Source organism: Flavobacterium psychrotrophum (assembly GCF_003403075.1).
In the GTDB taxonomy this organism is placed as follows: domain Bacteria; phylum Bacteroidota; class Bacteroidia; order Flavobacteriales; family Flavobacteriaceae; genus Flavobacterium; species Flavobacterium psychrotrophum.
This window is the reverse complement of record NZ_CP031557.1, coordinates 3,173,986-3,191,474: the sequence shown is the minus strand read 5'-3', so window position 1 is coordinate 3,191,474 and position 17,489 is coordinate 3,173,986. Positions and strand designations below refer to the sequence as shown.

15 protein-coding genes, 2 tRNA genes and 1 pseudogene are annotated in these 17,489 nt (G+C 42.4%); 12 read left to right on the top strand and 6 right to left on the bottom strand.

What is annotated here, in order from left to right:
* The first annotated feature begins 66 nt into the window (after positions 1-66).
* A complete protein-coding gene (locus DYH63_RS13755; RefSeq protein ID WP_116789347.1) occupies positions 67-2,268 on the top strand; it encodes a B12-binding domain-containing radical SAM protein in 2,202 nt (733 codons plus the stop codon).
* Positions 2,269-2,277: 9 nt separating this feature from the next.
* Here the strand turns inward: DYH63_RS13755 and DYH63_RS13750 are convergent, their stop codons facing one another.
* From DYH63_RS13750 to DYH63_RS21495, 4 genes are all read right to left on the bottom strand, one after another.
* Positions 2,278-2,679 carry a hypothetical protein gene (locus DYH63_RS13750; RefSeq protein ID WP_116789346.1) on the bottom strand — a complete coding sequence of 134 codons (402 nt, stop codon included), beginning with the start codon at positions 2,677-2,679 and terminating at the stop codon, positions 2,278-2,280.
* A 67-nt stretch (positions 2,680-2,746) separates the two neighbouring features.
* Positions 2,747-4,075, bottom strand: coding sequence for a 30S ribosomal protein S12 methylthiotransferase RimO (gene rimO / locus DYH63_RS13745; protein WP_116789345.1), 1,329 nt, complete (start codon positions 4,073-4,075; stop codon positions 2,747-2,749).
* Between the two features lie 161 nt (positions 4,076-4,236).
* Entirely contained in the window at positions 4,237-5,727 is a 1,491-nt protein-coding gene (locus DYH63_RS13740) for an OmpP1/FadL family transporter (protein ID WP_116789344.1), read from the bottom strand.
* A gap of 75 nt (positions 5,728-5,802) precedes the next feature.
* A complete protein-coding gene (locus DYH63_RS21495; RefSeq protein ID WP_205528251.1) occupies positions 5,803-6,945 on the bottom strand; it encodes a hypothetical protein in 1,143 nt (380 codons plus the stop codon).
* 102 nt (positions 6,946-7,047) lie between these two features.
* Between DYH63_RS21495 and proS the strand changes: the two genes are divergently transcribed.
* From proS to DYH63_RS13695, 9 genes and pseudogenes are all read left to right on the top strand, one after another.
* Entirely contained in the window at positions 7,048-8,520 is a 1,473-nt protein-coding gene (gene proS / locus DYH63_RS13730; RefSeq protein ID WP_116789343.1) for a proline--tRNA ligase, read from the top strand.
* A gap of 89 nt (positions 8,521-8,609) precedes the next feature.
* Positions 8,610-8,681 (top strand) — tRNA-Glu (locus DYH63_RS13725).
* 44 nt (positions 8,682-8,725) lie between these two features.
* Positions 8,726-8,797: transfer RNA gene (locus DYH63_RS13720), tRNA-Glu, on the top strand.
* 150 nt (positions 8,798-8,947) lie between these two features.
* The gene (gene rpsT, locus DYH63_RS13715; RefSeq protein ID WP_116789342.1) at positions 8,948-9,202 is read left to right on the top strand and encodes a 30S ribosomal protein S20; all 255 of its coding nucleotides are present in this window, start codon (positions 8,948-8,950) and stop codon (positions 9,200-9,202) included.
* A 97-nt stretch (positions 9,203-9,299) separates the two neighbouring features.
* Positions 9,300-9,467 (top strand): annotated as a pseudogene (locus DYH63_RS21645) (RHS repeat-associated core domain-containing protein); the annotation flags it as partial.
* Positions 9,468-9,476: 9 nt separating this feature from the next.
* Positions 9,477-10,145: a hypothetical protein gene (locus tag DYH63_RS13710; protein ID WP_240409000.1), complete on the top strand. Its 669-nt coding sequence runs from the start codon at positions 9,477-9,479 to the stop codon at positions 10,143-10,145.
* Complete coding sequence (locus tag DYH63_RS13705; protein WP_116789340.1) at positions 10,145-10,444, top strand: hypothetical protein; 300 nt, start codon at positions 10,145-10,147, stop codon at positions 10,442-10,444. The genes DYH63_RS13710 and DYH63_RS13705 overlap by 1 nt, the downstream gene beginning before the upstream one ends.
* Positions 10,445-10,796: 352 nt before the next feature.
* Positions 10,797-11,744: an aldo/keto reductase gene (locus DYH63_RS13700; RefSeq protein WP_116789339.1), complete on the top strand. Its 948-nt coding sequence runs from the start codon at positions 10,797-10,799 to the stop codon at positions 11,742-11,744.
* A gap of 172 nt (positions 11,745-11,916) precedes the next feature.
* Positions 11,917-12,975, top strand: a complete 1,059-nt coding sequence (locus DYH63_RS13695; RefSeq protein ID WP_116789338.1) for a hypothetical protein — start codon at positions 11,917-11,919, stop codon at positions 12,973-12,975.
* Between the two features lie 82 nt (positions 12,976-13,057).
* Here the strand turns inward: DYH63_RS13695 and DYH63_RS13690 are convergent, their stop codons facing one another.
* Together DYH63_RS13690 and DYH63_RS13685 are read right to left on the bottom strand one after the other, a co-directional pair.
* Positions 13,058-14,014, bottom strand: coding sequence for an alpha/beta hydrolase (locus tag DYH63_RS13690; protein WP_116789337.1), 957 nt, complete (start codon positions 14,012-14,014; stop codon positions 13,058-13,060).
* Positions 14,015-14,079: 65 nt separating this feature from the next.
* Positions 14,080-14,460 (bottom strand): hypothetical protein, encoded by a 381-nt coding sequence (locus tag DYH63_RS13685; RefSeq protein ID WP_162927031.1) that lies wholly within the window; start codon positions 14,458-14,460, stop codon positions 14,080-14,082.
* Between the two features lie 189 nt (positions 14,461-14,649).
* Here DYH63_RS13685 and DYH63_RS13680 point away from each other — a divergent pair, with 189 nt between their 5' ends.
* Together DYH63_RS13680 and DYH63_RS13675 are read left to right on the top strand one after the other, a co-directional pair.
* The gene (locus DYH63_RS13680) at positions 14,650-15,771 is read left to right on the top strand and encodes a vWA domain-containing protein (RefSeq protein ID WP_116790839.1); all 1,122 of its coding nucleotides are present in this window, start codon (positions 14,650-14,652) and stop codon (positions 15,769-15,771) included.
* Positions 15,772-15,992: 221 nt separating this feature from the next.
* Entirely contained in the window at positions 15,993-17,453 is a 1,461-nt protein-coding gene (locus DYH63_RS13675) for a magnesium chelatase (RefSeq protein WP_116789335.1), read from the top strand.
* Positions 17,454-17,489 lie beyond the last annotated feature (36 nt).

Below are 17,489 nucleotides of genomic sequence, written 5' to 3'. Positions count from 1 at the left end.
CTCACAACATTAATACCCACAATTTCTAAATTATAACTACTTTTGCACCCTTAAACCCCTATAGTTTTGAGTACCAAAGCCCTCTTGATAATGCCACCTTTTACCCAGCTGAATACACCCTATCCGGCAACGGCTTATATTAAAGGTTTTTTGAATACTAAAGGCATCACATCTGTACAGGCTGACCTTGGTATTGAAGTGATATTGAGGCTGTTTTCTAAACAGGGGCTAACCGAAATGTTTACCCATATTGAGGCAACCGGCAACCGGCAACTGTCAACTAATTGCCAGCGTATTCTTGCCCTTAAATCTGATTACCTTAAAACCATCGACCCTGTTATCCTGTTCCTACAGGGTAAAAACCCTACGCTAAGCCACCTGATATGTAGTGAAGATTTCCTTCCCGAGGCTTCGCGATTTGCACAGCTTGAAGAACTGGACTGGGCATTCGGCACCATGGGTACGCAGGATAAAGCGAAGCATTTGGCAACTCTATATTTGGAAGATATATCAGATCTTATCGTGGAGTGTATTGACCCGCACTTTGGCTTTAGCCGCTATGCAGAAAGGCTTGGGCGTTCGGCAAACTCATTTGATGAATTGTACGATGCACTGCAGCAGCCTTACACGTATATTGATAAGATATTAATAGAACTGCTGCACGAGCGCGTTTGGGAAACCAATCCGCAACTTGCAGGCTTTTCGGTGCCCTTTCCTGGTAATTTGTATGCAGCGTTTCGTAGTGCGCAGTACATCAAGAAAAATTTTCCTGAGATTAAAACGGCTATGGGTGGGGGCTTCCCGAACACCGAACTACGCTCGCTTAGCGATGTACGGGTAATGGAGTTTTTTGATTACATTATGCTTGATGATGGTGAAGCGCCATTAGAGTGCATTATTGAACATATTGATGGTATTCGAGATATTCGGCAGCTTAAGCGCACTTTTGTATTGTTAGACGATAAGGTGCAGTACATAAATACTGCCACCTGCCGTGATTATAAACAAAGTGAAGTAGGTACGCCCGATTATGGTGGACTATTGCTCGATAAATATATTTCGGTTATAGAAGTTGTAAACCCAATGCACCGTATGTGGAGCGATGGGCGCTGGAATAAGCTTACCATGGCACATGGTTGCTACTGGGGTAAATGTACGTTTTGCGATATATCACTCGATTATATTAAGGTATATGAACCTGTGGCTGCAAAAATGCTGGTAGACCGTATGGAAGACCTTATTTTGCAAACAGGCCAAAATGGTTTCCACTTTGTAGATGAAGCTGCCCCACCTGCGCTTATGCGCGAAGTGGCTCTCGAAATTTTGCGTCGCAACCTGGCTGTAACCTGGTGGACGAACATCAGGTTTGAAAAGAGCTTTACGGCAGATCTTTGCCGCCTGTTTAAACTTTCGGGTTGTATTGCTGTTTCAGGCGGGCTGGAAGTGGCGAGCGACAGGCTTTTAGACCTGATCCAGAAAGGTGTTACAGTAGCACAGGTAGCTCGGGTAACACGTAACTTTACCCAGGCGGGTATTATGGTGCACGCATACCTGATGTATGGTTTCCCGACACAAACAGCTCAGGAAACAATTGACTCTCTCGAAATGGTGCGCCAGATGTTTGAAACCGGGATACTGCAAAGCGGTTTTTGGCACCAGTTTGCCATGACGGCGCACAGCCCCGTGGGTATTGAACCCGAAAAATTTAGCGTAGTTAAGGATAGTGATATTGTAGGCAGCTTTGCCAATAACGATATTATGTTTACCGATAAAACCGGAACCAACCATGATAAATTTAGCTTTGGCTTAAAAAAGTCGCTGTTTAATTTTATGCATGGTGTTTGCTTTGATTTTCAGTTACAGGACTGGTTTGAGTTTAAAGTGCCAAGGACTAAGATTCCGCACGACTATATTTCTAACGTATTGCACGAAGATGAAAGCTTTAATGTAAAGCCTACCGCTAAGATTGTATGGACGGGAAGTGTGCCAATAGCTGAATATTTTACCAAAAGTAAAAAGGGACGCACGTTTGAAACGGCTTCGCTTACTTTTCATGATAAAAAAGAAAGCTTTAGCATACAAACATCAAAAGAGCAGGGGGAGTGGCTTGCCGGTTTACTGGTTAAAATTGCGGCTTCTGAAAAGCCAATGACTTTTGCGCAGGTAAAGCAGGATTATGAAAGTGCAGAAAATCTTGAAGATTTTGAGTTGCTCTGGTATAGTAAACCCGTAAACACGTTACGCGAATACGGGCTTTTAGTATTGTGATATAGAAACTTACTGTTTGCGTTTTTCTATAAACTTCTTGTATTTTTCTAACTGATCAGGGTTAAGCATCGGCATGATCTTGTTGTCTATGCGTGTTGTTATTTCAACTGCTTTCTCGCGTTTCTCATCAGTAGTAATATCCTGAGAATATCTTAGCATATCAAGATTACTGCGTTCTGCTTCAAGTACCTGTTTTACTGCAGCGGCCTGAAAATCATCAAGTGTAAATTCTGTTACATAGAATTCTGTTGTCTGGTCTATATAGTCGATTTTTTTACCTTTTTCAACTTTTGCTTTTGCTGTGGTGCGCCTGTATTGACCCGGTGCTACACTACGGTTTACCTGAGCAAAGGCAGATGCTGTAAATAAGAAAGCAAAAAGTATAAGTATATAACTGGTCTTCGTTTTCATAAATCTTTAAATCTTATTCAAACATAATAAAAAAAGCTAAAACAAGGCGCTTTAGCTTTCGGTATTTTTAGTTTAGTCCTGTAGTGGCCGGTATGCCATAAAGGTCAAATTCAGTAGCATCGGTAATAGTAATGTTTACAAACTCACCTGTTTTAAGGTAAGCAATGCTGGCATCAATAAGTACCTCGTTATCTACATCAGGGCTATCAAATTCGGTACGGCCTATAAAGTGGGCACCTTCTTTACGGTCGATAATGCAACGGAATGTCTTGCCTATCTTTTCCTGGTTTTGCTCCCACGATATTTGCGACTGTATTTCCATGATCTCGTTAGCGCGTTGTTGTTTTACATCGGCAGGTACGTCGTCTTCAAGCAGGTAAGCATGGGTGTTTTCTTCATGACTATAGGTAAAACAGCCAAGGCGCTCAAAACGCATTTCTTTAACCCAGTCTTTCAGTATCTGGAAATCCTCTTCTGTTTCGCCCGGATAGCCCACGATAAGCGTGGTGCGTATGGTCATGTCCGGTACTGCCTTGCGGAATTCGTTAAGCAAACGTGTCGTTTTTTCCTGTGTGGTACCACGACGCATAGATTTCAGTACGCTGTCAGAAATGTGCTGTAGAGGTATATCAAGGTAATTACAAATTTTAGGCTCACGGTTCATAAGTTCAAGCACATCCATAGGAAAGCCTGAAGGGAATGCGTAGTGCAGGCGTATCCATTCTATACCTTCTACCTTTACAAGGTTTTCAAGCAGTTCTGCCAGGTTACGTTTTTTATAAAGATCCAGGCCGTAATATGTAAGATCCTGGGCAATAAGTATTAGTTCTTTAACGCCGTTTTTAGCAAGGCCTTCCGTTTCTTTAACCAGTTTTTCTATAGGCTGGCTTACGTGTTTGCCACGCATTAGCGGAATGGCACAGAAGCTGCACGGGCGGTCGCAGCCCTCGGCTATTTTAAGGTAAGCGTAGTTTTTTGGGGTAGTAGTAATACGCTCACCAAGCAGTTCGTGCTTATAATCAGCACCTAGTGCCTTAAGCAGTTGTGGCAGCTCTGTTGTACCAAAGTACTGGTCTACATCAGGAATTTCTTTTTGAAGATCCGGTTTGTAGCGCTCGCTAAGGCAGCCTGTTACAAACACCTTGTCTACAAGGCCCTGTTCTTTTTTGTCTACATAATTAATGATCATGTTAACCGATTCCTCTTTGGCATTGTCTATAAAGCCACAGGTGTTTATCACGATAATGTTGCCTTCTTCGTGCGCCGGCGCTTCGTGGGCAACGTCTTTACCGCTGGCACGCAGCTGACCCATAAGCACTTCGCTGTCGTACACGTTCTTAGAACATCCCAGCGTTATTACATTTATCTTGTTCTTTTTTATAGACCTCGTTCTCATATATCACTTAAAAAAATAGGGTGCAAAAGTACGCTTTTTATTGGTTCTCAAAGAAGTGTGGGAGTTAAAAATTTTGATGAGGCTGCTGGTATGGATTAAAAAAAGCCATCTGAGTAATTACAGATGGCTTTTTCACTAAATAAAAATATAGCAAGATGAAATTAAAGGTCGATAGTGTAAGATAATACTACGTTGTTGTAAGTGGTTTTTACCCTTGCAGCATCGGTAAAGCCCGGTGTAAAGGTAGAAACATCACTTTTGCGTTGTGCCCAGGAGTAGGTTAGGTCAATTCTTGATCCGCCAAAGCTGTAGCCAAGGCCGCCGTTAATGTTGCTAAGGTCGCCCACGGTAGTGCCGTTTTTGTACGGACTCTGTTGAAAGCGGTATCCTGCACGCAGGCTTAGTTGTTTTACGCGCCACTCAGTACCCACGCGTAGTTCGCCTGCCCAGTCTAGGGTTTGGCTCAACTGGTCGTTAAGTACACTGTAGCGGTTACCTGTGTATTTTGTGTTGGCATAATTACGCATGGCATAATCTACGCTGATAAGTCCTTTTTTGCCAATAATAAAAGCCGCGCTTCCGGTATATTTTGCAGGTGTTTTTATAGTGTAATCATCACCAACCATGGTAACGCCAGGGTTGGTATAGTACCTAACCCCGCTACTAACACCTGTAATGTTTTGGTTTATTTCATCCTGAAGCCTCATCCAGGTAGGCGATTCATATGCTGCTCCTAACCTGAACGATTCGGTGATTTTTGCAATGGCACCTACGTTTAGAGAAAAACCTCCACCATAGGTATAACGCCTTGTGTTGAATTGTAGTTCCTGTAGACCTGCATTTGTGCCGTTATTTGTGTCTTCATAAAAACTGGTGTTATTAATATAATCGCTGAAATGAACATTTAGGTTAGCGCCAAGATAAAATCTTTTAGCAAGCTGCGCTGCAAAGTTAAGTGCCACTTTACCGTTAAAACCGGTAGTAGCTATGTAGCTGTCCTGGTAGCGGTTGCCATTATCAGGGTCGTTAGTGGTGTAGGCTGTATTGCCGGCGTTGTTGTTTACAGGGTTAATGGCATAAGCATTGTAGCCCAGATAGGCCTGCTGCTCTGCAAAACTCAGGTTCTCAAAATATTCATTTTGCAGCGTGCCAAGTGTAACACCGCTGTTGTTAGCGTAGTTAAGAAAGTAATCAACTATACTACCGGTAGGGTTTACACCAGATATGCCTACGATATTTTCAAACGTCTGGGTATTTTCGTAATTGAAACCTAAAGTAAATTTATTCATAAAGGCATCTTCTTTGGCATTGTTAAAAACAAAAAATCCGCCTATCTGGTTCAGGTCAAAAGTATTGTCGTTTTGTTTGCGGTTGGTGCCAAAGTAATTAGCCTGGTTGTTCATATTGTAGCTGCTTAGAGTAGCAGTACCGGTATTGTACATAAATATTGCAGATCCGGCCGGGTTAACGTTAATGGCAGAAGGGTCGCCACCTACAGCGCCAAATGCGCCACCCATGGCTCTAAACCGTGCGGTGCCCGTAAGGTTGTCTAAGGAGTATCGCACGGCATCTGCGGCTGTATTAAGATCCTGCTGTGCATAGCTTGTCACTGCGGCCATGATCATGGCTGCTGAAAATAATATTTTTTTCATGCTGATGTTTAATGATGTGGTAAAAAGAAGCCCCGCGTTTTTTCTCTTTCAAAAAACACGGGGCCGTATATTGTGTTAACCTCTTCGGCCACCGCCACCACCGCCACCGCCGCGAGAGCCACCTCCACCACCGCCACCGCGGGATCCGCCGCCAAAGCCGCCACCTCCACCACTGCTGCGTGATGGTGCGCTATAGCTTGGGCTTGAACTGCTGCGTGAAGGTACTGATGAAGGGGTGTAACTTCTTGATGGAGCAGAAGGTGAGTAGCTTCTTGATGGTGCTGTTGCGTTGTTATAGCCTCTGCTACTGCCGTTATTGTAACTGTTACTGCGAGATTGTGTGCCGTTTGTATTGTTGTAGTAGCCGCCCCTGGTGCTGTAAACATTAGAGTTGCTCCTGCCGTTGCTAAAGTTTGTTGTGCCTCGGCCACCGTTTGTGCTATAAGCGTTGCGCCTGCTATTGCCTTGTGCGTATCTGCCGTTGTTGTTATAGTATGCGCTACGACCTGGCCCCGGGTTGGTATAGTTGCTTCTCCTGCCGTACTGGTTATAGTTGTTGTAATGGTGGTAATTGCCGTAGTAGCCTCCGCCATAATAACCTCCATATCCTCCGTAACCACCATAACCCCAGCCTCCGCCGTAGCCCCAGCCAAATCCGAGGCCTAAGCCCCAACCGCTACCCCAGCCCCAGCCAGAGTAGTAAGGCGAGTAAAAACCGCCCCAGCCGCCGTAGTAAGGGTAGCCCCAGCCACCCCAGCCGCCATAACCACCTCCGTAGTATGGGTAGCCGCCCCAGCCATAACCGCCATAGCCACCGCCACCATAAATATTTACATTTACGTTATCGGTGCTTTCGCCCCAGCCGCTGTAGCCGGTGGCATAGGTGCGCTGTACATTAGGGTTTTGTATGGTGTCGTAAGAAGTGTAGTTATCTGCATCAGTTACGGGCACATATTCATCCTGTAGTGAGTTGAAATAAGTAGAATACCCGTTAGCATTTTGTCCGCTAACCTCGCCGTTTCTGTAATTGCTTACATTGCCGTCGTTATATTTATAAACCGGCTGATTGTTCTCGTCGCGGGGAACCGAGCCATAAATACCGTCTGAGTCATAACTCGAGGTATTTTGGTAAGAGCTGCATGAGGATACAGCCCAGCCCAGGAAACCCACTAAGGCAAAGAGGGAAATCCGGTGCATATTAAAGTATTCACTTTTCATATCTGTGCATTTTTTTCATTGTTGAACTTACAAAAATAGTTAGTTTTGCTAAACTATTTTTATCATATAAAGTTAAACAATATTTGTGCCAAATTAAATACGATGAGTAAGAATTTAACAAAGCGGTCAGAAGATTATTCCAAATGGTATAATGAACTGGTTGTAAAAGCTGACCTGGCTGAAAATTCGGCGGTTAGAGGGTGTATGGTTATCAAGCCATACGGCTATGCAATATGGGAAAAGATGCAGGCAGAATTAGACAGGATGTTTAAAGAAACCGGCCACCAAAATGCGTACTTCCCGCTGTTTATACCCAAGTCTTACTTTAGTAAAGAGGCCAGCCACGTAGACGGGTTTGCAAAAGAGTGTGCTGTAGTAACCCACTACAGGCTTAGAACCGGAGAAGACGGAAAAATAGAGGTAGACCCTGATGCTAAGCTCGAAGAAGAGCTTATTGTAAGGCCAACCTCTGAAACCATTATATGGGATACCTACCGCGGCTGGATACAAAGCTACCGCGACCTGCCTATACTGGTAAACCAGTGGGCTAACGTAGTGCGCTGGGAAATGCGTACACGCCTGTTCTTAAGGACTGCTGAGTTTTTATGGCAGGAAGGGCATACCGCCCACGCCACACAAGCTGAGGCTGTAACAGAAGCAGAACAGATGATGAATGTGTATGCTGATTTTGCCCAAAACTTTATGGCTATACCGGTTGTAAGGGGCACAAAGACAGCAAACGAGCGTTTTGCGGGTGCTATAGAGACTTATTGTATAGAAGCGCTTATGCAGGATGGTAAAGCGCTGCAGGCAGGTACATCGCACTTTTTAGGCCAGAACTTTGCTAAGGCATTTGATGTGAAATTTACGAGCAAAGAAGGTAAGCAGGAGCACGTTTGGGCTACATCATGGGGTGTAAGTACACGCCTTATGGGTGCGCTGGTAATGACGCATAGTGATGATAACGGCCTTGTGCTGCCGCCAAACCTGGCGCCAATACAGGTGGTTATTGTGCCAATATATAAAGGCGATGAACAGTTTGAGGCTATTAGTGCAGAGGCAAAACAGCTTATGGCGCGCCTGCGCAAGCTGGGCATATCTGTTAAGTATGATGACAGGGATACGCACAAGCCGGGCTTTAAATTTGCAGAGTACGAACTTAAAGGTGTGCCGCTTCGTGTGGCTATAGGTCCTAATGATCTTGCTAACGGTACCTTTGAGGTAGCAAGGCGCGATACGCTTACTAAAGAAACAGTAATAAGTGCTGATATTGTTAGCTACATAAGCGATATGCTTGAGGAGATACAGAAGAACCTTTTTGATAAAGCTTTTGAGTTCAGGAATACGCATATTACTGAGGTTAACTCTTTTGAAGAGTTTAAAGACGTGCTTCAAAATAAGACCGGCTTTATATCTGCACATTGGGATGGTACCTCTGAGACCGAAGAAAAGATAAAAGAGCTTACAAAAGCTACCATACGCTGTATTCCGCTTGATAGGGTAGAAGAGGCAGGCGTTTGTGTGCTTACAGGTGCCCCAAGTATAGGCAGGGTGCTTTTTGCTAAGGCATATTAATGAAATTTTTTTCAATTTTTTTTGTTCCACTATTGCAGAAGTCAAAATTAGTTGTACTTTTGCATCCGCATTAGAGGAACAAAATTAATGGCCCGTTCGTCTATCGGTTAGGACGCTAGATTTTCATTCTAGTAAGGGGGGTTCGATTCCCCCACGGGCTACAAATAAAACGGCTCGCCGGTTTATAGCTTCTAATGCATTTAATGGCCCGTTCGTCTATCGGTTAGGACGCTAGATTTTCATTCTAGTAAGGGGGGTTCGATTCCCCCACGGGCTACAAAATTGAAACGGTTCCGGATTTAAAGAGAGCATCTTAAAAAACGGTTCGTTCGTTTAGGGGTTAGTATATCAGGTTTTACTGGTAGCAGGGGTTCCCTCCCCTACGGACAACAATTAAAATATTAAGGATTTTTAAGAAAGAATTACAATGGCAAATCATAAGTCAGCTTTAAAGAGAATTAGAACTAACGAAAAGAAAAGGGTGTTGAACAGGTATCAGCACAAAACTACACGTAACGCTATTAAAGCTATACGTTTAGCTACTGTGAAGAGTGAAGCTGCAGAAAAACTTGCTGGTGTTATCTCTATGATCGACAAACTTGCTAAGAAAAACATCATCCACAACAATAAGGCTTCAAACCTTAAATCTAAACTAACAAGGCACGTAGCTGCTCTTAACTAGTCTTAGATACGTTACCGGATTATAAGAATACAAAAAGCTCCCATTATTGGGGGCTTTTTTGTTTTATATTTGGGTTGTGTAGTATAGCTATAAGTACAACGGCAAGGAACTGCAAGACGAGTTGGGGCTTGGGGTTTACGACTACGGCGCACGTAATTATGACCCTGCACTGGGGAGGTGGATGAATATTGACCCGAAAGCTGAGGTTAGTAGACGATGGTCGCCTTATAGTTATTGTTACAATAATCCTTTAAGGTTTGTTGACCCTGACGGAATGAAAGCAGATGACATAGTAGCTTCTTTTCAAACAGATAATAAAGGTAATGATGTTGGGAAGGCCGAGTATACAAATATTATTAATAGTGGATTGGCGGGACAATTTGAAGCAAAATTTGAACAGACAGCAAATGGCAAATATTTAGTTACACTCGGCGCGACTGAAGGTGGAGGTGATTTATCAAAACTATCTGCTGAACAAAAAAGTTTTTATGATAGTTTCAATGATATTGCTAATGACCATAGTAGTATAGTTGCTCAGGATGTAGTATTAAATGATGATACAGTTGATTGGGGTTCTTATGCTAGCAATAAAATAGATGTAGGAGATATGAGCAAGTTTAATAGTATTAGTGATAAAGGCCACACTGGTTCTACAGCACAAGGACTTCTAGCGCATGAAACAGATGAACAACATCAATTCACTAAAGTGGAGGGCTATCAGTCCATGAACAAAATACAAAAAATGAATACATGGGATACCTCGCATGAACACGCGATAGGTGTGGAAAATGCGGTAAATGGAAACGAAAGGTTAAAAGGGAGAGATATTAATAGTGGTAATTCGTATACAAAATTCTTTAAAGAAGCTAATGGTTCGGTTACAAGTGAAACAGCGACATCATTTACAAAAAATATGCAAGTAACTAAAATGACTATAAACTAATGAAAAAAATAGTTTTGATTCTATTGTTCTTAAGTTCATGCAGAGCAGAGAAATGTGCAAGTATTAATAACGAATTAGTGAATGAGTTCAATGATAATTTAAAAATAGTTGAAGCTTTTCAACAAGGCAAACCTATTATATCAGATTCTTATCGTCATGCACTTTTATATCTTGTAAATAAAACTAACATTATGACTCATGCAGACTATAGTTCAACACTGGGTTATAAAAACAGAAAAGATTATAAAGAAGATATGGCATTATGGAAAAAATGGTTAGAAAAAAACAAATGCAAGTAAGTTAACTCAATTACTCGCTGTGAACATTTTATTCTGGTAATAACCGACAATGTCCCCGGCACGGGGACATTGTTGGTTTATAAACTTATGGTTTTATCATAGCTTTTAAAGCTGCTATATGCTCAGGAGTGATTGCAACATTTTCATAATCGTTATACTGTTATTGCTTTATTTGACCTCCGATATATTTCACCACTTATCTCAATATGGCTTCTGATTTTTTATCCCTTGAATATGTTTACAATCATTATATAATAAGCCTGTTATCGCTTTTTTACAACTATCTGTGTCTTTTTTACAAGATGAGCTGTTTGTTTGTCCGTAATTTTATAGTTCAATAAAAACTATTATCATGAAAAAAATAAATCTTGGACAGACCGACCTGCAAATCGCACCACTTAATTTTGGCGGAAATGTATTTGGATGGACACTCAGTGAAAAAGAATCTTTTGATATACTCGATGCTTTTGCGGGCGAAGGCTTTAATTTTATAGATACGGCTGATACCTACAGCTGGTGGGTGCCGGGTCATAAAGGTGGCGAGAGCGAAGCTATCATTGGCAAATGGCTTAAAGCGCGTAGTAACCGTGCAGATATAGTTGTTGCAACAAAAGTGGGTTCGCAAACCAATGAGCATAAGGAAGACATAAGCCGGGCACATATACTAAAGTCAGTTGATGAGTCGCTGCAACGCCTGGGTACAGACCATATCGACCTGTACTATACCCATTTTGACGATAATAAAACCCCGATAGAAGAAACATTGCGTGCTTACGAAGATATTGTAAAGGCAGGTAAGGTGCGCTACATAGGCGCCAGTAACGTATCGCCGGAACGCTTAACCGAATCTTTAGAATTTTCTGAAGCTAACGGTATTCCTGCATACAAAGTGCTGCAGCCACATTACAACCTGGTAGAGCGTACTACATTTGAGAACGACTATGCTCCAATTGCCGATAAATATGGCTTGGCTGTGTTGCCGTACTGGTCGCTTGCAGCGGGTTTTCTTACCGGTAAATACCGTACCGATGCCGACCTGAGCAAGAGTGTACGCGGTGGCGGTGTAAAACAGTACCTTAATGATAAAGGTCTTGGTGTGCTTAATGCATTAGATACTGTTGCACAAAAACACAATACAAAGCCGGCAACAGTATCGCTTGCGTGGCTACTGGCCCAGCCGCTTGTTGCTGCACCTATAGTAAGTGCTACCAGTCAGAGTCAGCTTGATACGCTGTTTGCTGCCCCGAAATTGCAACTTGATGCTGAGGACCTGCAATTGCTGGACGAAGTAAGTAAATAAGTTTGTTTTAATTATAGACAAAAGCAGGAACGGAAGTTCCTGCTTTTGTGTTTTTTAGATTACAGAAAACTTTGCGGCTTCGCGACTTTGCGAGAGATACTTACTGTAGAAGATTTGTCTTAGCGGGAGTACTAAAAGATTTGTTTACCTTTAAGACAAAGATTTCATATAAATGAAAGAAGCCAAAAAAGATGTAAAGATTGCCTTTAGAAAACCCGCCTATCCGGTAACGCCAGAGCTTATGGGCTATCTGGAGCAATACAACCGTACTACACGATCGCCGTTGCTGTATGATGACCTGCTTCGGTTTTCGGGTAGTATTTCGGTTTTTGACAAGCAGGGTACTGATACGCTTTGGCTTCGTGTGTTTTACAGCGAATGGGAACAAACAGAGATAGAAGCAAGTTTGTGCAAGATCTATACGCTATTACATTCTGATGGCGATGAGGCTACGTTGCTATATCTGGCAGTAGATTCTATTGAGTTTTGCACCTTTGGTAATTCACGCCCTTTCCGTATTAGGGTACGTAATATCCTGAACGACAACTATACCAACTTCTATATTAAAACAGCCGATGCCTCGCGTATCTACGGGCTGGAAATGGAGGACCTCCTGTCTCCCAATCGTGTAAATTACCTGGTGTATAAGGATACCCTTATCGAAGAACACATACTGGGTATACCCGGCGATGTGTTTATAAAGCAGCACCTTGATACATGTTCTGAACCCGAAAAAGCACAAATAGCTAAAGAGTTTGTAAAGTTTAATGAGCGTTGTCTTGTAGGTTTGCTGGGCGATATGCGTTCTTATAACTATGTGGTTATACCCGTACACGATTATGACCAGGTGGTGTACCGTATCCGTGCAATCGACTTTGACCAGCAGTGTTATGAAGGCAATATTAAAATTTACCTGCCGCAATATTTTAAAGAGAACTACCGCATGGTGCAGCTGGTAATCGATAAGCTGCAAATCAGTTCTGTGGAGCAGTACCGCAAAGAGGTACGCTCTGTTATGGTAAAGCGCGTGCTCAACAGCCACGAGCGCTATCTTGATTTGGTAACAATATTAAAATCTGATAAAATTGCCCCTAAATCTCATGTAGAATCGTTGCGCACAGCGTTGCAAAAGCTTACTTATAACTCCCGTTTCAGGTATTGCGAAACCATGGGCGAGATTGTAGAAGAAGGAGTGAATTTTGTAGTGAAGAATTATCGCAGGCCTGTTTAATATTTGCCATTAATTTCACAAATTTTCACGAATCTTATTATTCTGAATTTTCAAAGCGTGTACCTTCTTAGCCAAAATGCAGCTAATGGTCAGTGCTTTTTAGAAACCCTTTTACATTATTTACCCAGGTATCATGGTCGGTATCTACATATTGTCCGTGTCCGGTATCCGGAAATGTTTGTAGGGTTTTATGCCCGGCAAGGTTGGTGTAAATCGCATCAATTTCTGCACGGCTTACACGATTGTCCTTTTCGCCATAAAGCAAAAGGGTAGGGCAGGTTATTGATTTTGCATACTCCTGCGGGTTGTGGCTAAACGCCCAAAAGCCGTTTTCTATACCACCCCAAAACGTAAGCATGCCTGCCAGTGGAAAGCTTGGTACACCAAGTATCTCAAAACGCCTGCAAACGGTTGCATACATTGTGCCAAACGGGCAGCCTATAATAATCGCCTTTGGGCTTATTTTATATTCGTCAATGGCTTTCATCACTGCCGCAGATCCCATGCTGCTGCCATAAAGTACAATATTTTTCTCCCTTTTATTCTTTATAAATTCAAAACAGTCTTTAACCTCTGTACCTTCAATAGCACCTATGGTAGTGCTGTTACCTTCGCTGCCGCCCGATCCCATAAAATCGGCAAGTAGGGTGTTGTAGCCCATTTTCAAAAATTCATCTGATGCCTGGATAAGTACCGATTTATTTCCCTGATAACCGTGAAACAGCAATACCGTTCCTTTTGGATTAGCTACTTTAATATACCATGCTTCCAGCTTTACATTGCTTTGAATGGTAACGGTTTCATAAGGTTGGGCAGGTAAATCTGTGTTTTTAGGGCGTGGGAGCGAAGTGCCGAACAACAGCATCTTTGTTTTTTGCAAAGCATTTAGCTTATCAGCATTTACGCGTTCGCCTACGGTAGTATCAAAATGTGTAAACTTATAGCCGTGAAAAATGGCAATGATGTTCATAAGGATGAATATAAAGGCACCTATCCATAATATACGTTTCAGGAACCGGCGGTTTGTAGTATGTTTCATTACTGTAATTTTTAATTGTAAGTATAAAGGGGCTGGGTCTTGATTCTGAAGGACGTTGCCGGAAATTAAGCGCGCCCGTTTTTATCTTTCAGTTTTTCTTCTGTATAAATATCCATTGATATCTGTATCAGCGCAATAATCAAAAATATAGTAGCAATAATAGGTTCTTTAGTAAACAGCATATAAAAACAGGCACCGGTAGCAAGGGTGTATATTGTAGCAAGAGTGCGCTTTATTACACGTAATCTAAGTCGGGTAGCATGGGGCAAGCGTAAGTACATTCGCATGGCAATTTTTTCAATATAATTTCGTAGCAGGTATAAAGCCCCGAGTAAAATAAGTAGGCCTGCAATTGTACCTATTGTAAAAGCTGTTTGAAGAGTTTCCTCTAAAAAGGTCTTGCTGTCATAATCGCGTATTATAACAATGTAAAATATAGCAACCATGGCGATAACTATTAAGGCCCTAAAAATACGCGCCCATAATTGCTTTAAAAAATCTTTTCGTTCCATTTTTATGATAATAAGGCTGGCTTGCAAGTTTACAATTTTAGTTAATCATGACAGATAAAATTTTAACGAAAATTAATCTTATCATGTTTCGGGTGCATTTGTTTATGTAGTAATTTTATGGGTATGGAAACAAGCAGAAGAAAAGGGTTTGTATTTAAAACATACGAAGCCCCTAATGTGTCGCCGTTTGATAAGCTTTTTGAGATATTTACTGAGCTTATAACCCACACTTCCGGCGATTTTGACGAAGCCATCGACTGGCTGCGCCAACTGGATAAAGAGTACGAACTTACCACTCCTGAATATAGCATAGACGATTTTATCGAAGACCTTAAAAAGAAAGGCTACATCCGGGAGGAAATAAAACCCGATGGTTCCGGCAATGGCGTTACGCTTAGTTCTAAACTGGAGCAGAACATCCGTCAGCAGGCGCTTAAGCAAATTTTTGGCAACCTTAAAAAAAGCGGCTCGGGTAATCACAGGAGCAAACATTCCGGCCTTGGCGATGAGCATACGGGGGAGTACCGTGAATATCGTTTTGGCGACGGACTGGAAAAGATATCGCTTACCGAAAGCCTGAAAAATGCACAGGTTAATAATGGTGTAGACACTTTTAGCCTTACCGAGAACGACCTGGTGGTAGAAGATAGCCATTTTAAGGCACAAATGAGCACGGTGTTAATGATAGACATCAGCCACAGCATGATACTTTATGGCGAAGACCGCATTACACCTGCTAAAAAGGTCGCCATGGCACTGGCAGAACTTATTACTACGCGCTATCCTAAAGATACGCTGGATATACTGGTGTTTGGCAACGATGCCTGGCCTATCGAGATTAAAGACCTGCCGTATCTTCAGGTAGGGCCCTACCATACCAATACAGTTGCGGGCCTGCAGCTGGCTATGGATTTACTGCGCCGCAAGCGTAATACCAACAAGCAGATCTTTATGATTACTGATGGTAAGCCAAGCTGCATTCGCGAAAACGATGGTTCCTATTATATGAACAGCAACGGCCTGGATGATTATATTACTGAGAAATGCTATACTATGGCGGCACAGGCACGCAAGCTACATATACCCATAACTACTTTTATGATAGCGCAGGATAGTTATCTGCAACGTTTTGTAAAAGAATTTACTGAGGCTAACCAGGGCAAGGCTTTCTATACCGGTTTGAGAGGGCTGGGTGAAATGATTTTTGAGGATTATGAAACGAACAGGAAGAAGAGGGTGAAATAGATTATTGAATTTTTGGATTGTTCGACTTAAGATGAGAGATAATAGACGTGACCTTTCTTCCATTTCGACTGGAGCGCAGCGGAATGGAGAAATCTCGATTGATAAAAATTAAATATAACGTAGATTGAGATTTCTCGACTTCGTTTCACTGCGCTCGAAATGGAAACGCCTAAGTAGCTTCCGACCTTGTACTTTATAAACATTAAGACTTTAAAAACTTTATGACAAATAATATAAAAACATTTGGCGAATTAAAAGCCTCGGGCTATGTAAGCCAGGGAATAAAAGATGAACTGCGCAAAAACCTGCGTAAAAAAATAGCCAAAGGGCAAAACGTTTTTGAAGGTGTCTGGGGGTTTGAAAATACCGTAATACCAGAACTTGAAAGGGCGATACTTAGCCGCCACAATATTAACCTGCTTGGGCTTCGCGGACAGGCCAAGACACGTCTTGCACGCCTTATGGTAAACCTGCTGGATGAGTGGATACCCGTAGTGGAAGGGTCTGAAATTAATGACGACCCTTTTAACCCGATTTCGCGCTATGCAAAAGAGTTACTTGCCGAAAAGGGTGATGACACGCCAATTAGCTGGTTGCACCGCGACGAACGTTTTTACGAAAAACTGGCTACGCCCGATGTTACCGTGGCTGACCTGATAGGCGATATCGACCCGATAAAGGCCGCAAATCTTAAACTGTCTTATGCCGATGACCGCGTTATACACTTCGGGATGATTCCGCGTGCTAACCGCTGTATCTTTGTAATTAATGAGTTGCCCGATTTACAGGCACGCATACAGGTAGCACTGTTTAATATATTGCAGGAAGGCGACATACAGATACGTGGCTTTAAAGTGCGTATGAATCTTGATCTTCAGTTTGTGTTTACCGCAAACCCCGAAGACTATACCAACCGTGGCAGCATTGTTACGCCGCTAAAAGACAGGATAGGCAGCCAGATCCTTACGCACTATCCGGAAACTATAAAAATAGCCCGTACCATTACAGAGCAGGAAGCACGCCTTGACGGCCGCCAAAGCGAGGAGATACATGTACCATCGTTAGCAAAAGACCTGTTAGAACAAATAGGATTTGAAGCCCGCGATAGCGAGTTTATTGATTACAAGAGTGGTGTGAGTGCACGTATGAGTATCACAGCTTTCGAGAATCTACTGAGTACTGCAGAGCGTAGGGCGCTTAAGGCGGGTCAGGAAAAAACAACAGTTCGCCTGAGTGATTTTATGGGGATTATCCCGGCAATTACCGGTAAGGTAGAGCTTGTATATGAAGGCGAGCAGGAAGGTGCTGCTGCTGTAGCTGAGATATTATTAGGCAGCGCAGTAAAAACATTGTTTGGAGAATACTTTCCTAAGATCGAAAAACTGGAGAAAAATAAAGAACAAGGACCGTTTCAGGAAATTGTTGACTGGTTCTTTAACGAAAGTGGACTCGAACTAACGGATGATGCTACCGACAGGGTATATCAGAAAGAACTGGATAAGATTATTCCGTTAAAGCAGCTGATACAAAAATACCAACCTGATACGCCTAAAGAAGACCTGTTTTTTATGAAAGAATTCATTCTTTGGGGGTTATCAGAATATAAAAAGCTGAGTAAAGACCGCTTTAGCGAGGGCTATCAGTTTAAAGATCCTTTTGGTAGCTACATCAGTAAGCTATAAATATTGATTAACTAATGCAATATTTGGTTTTTATTA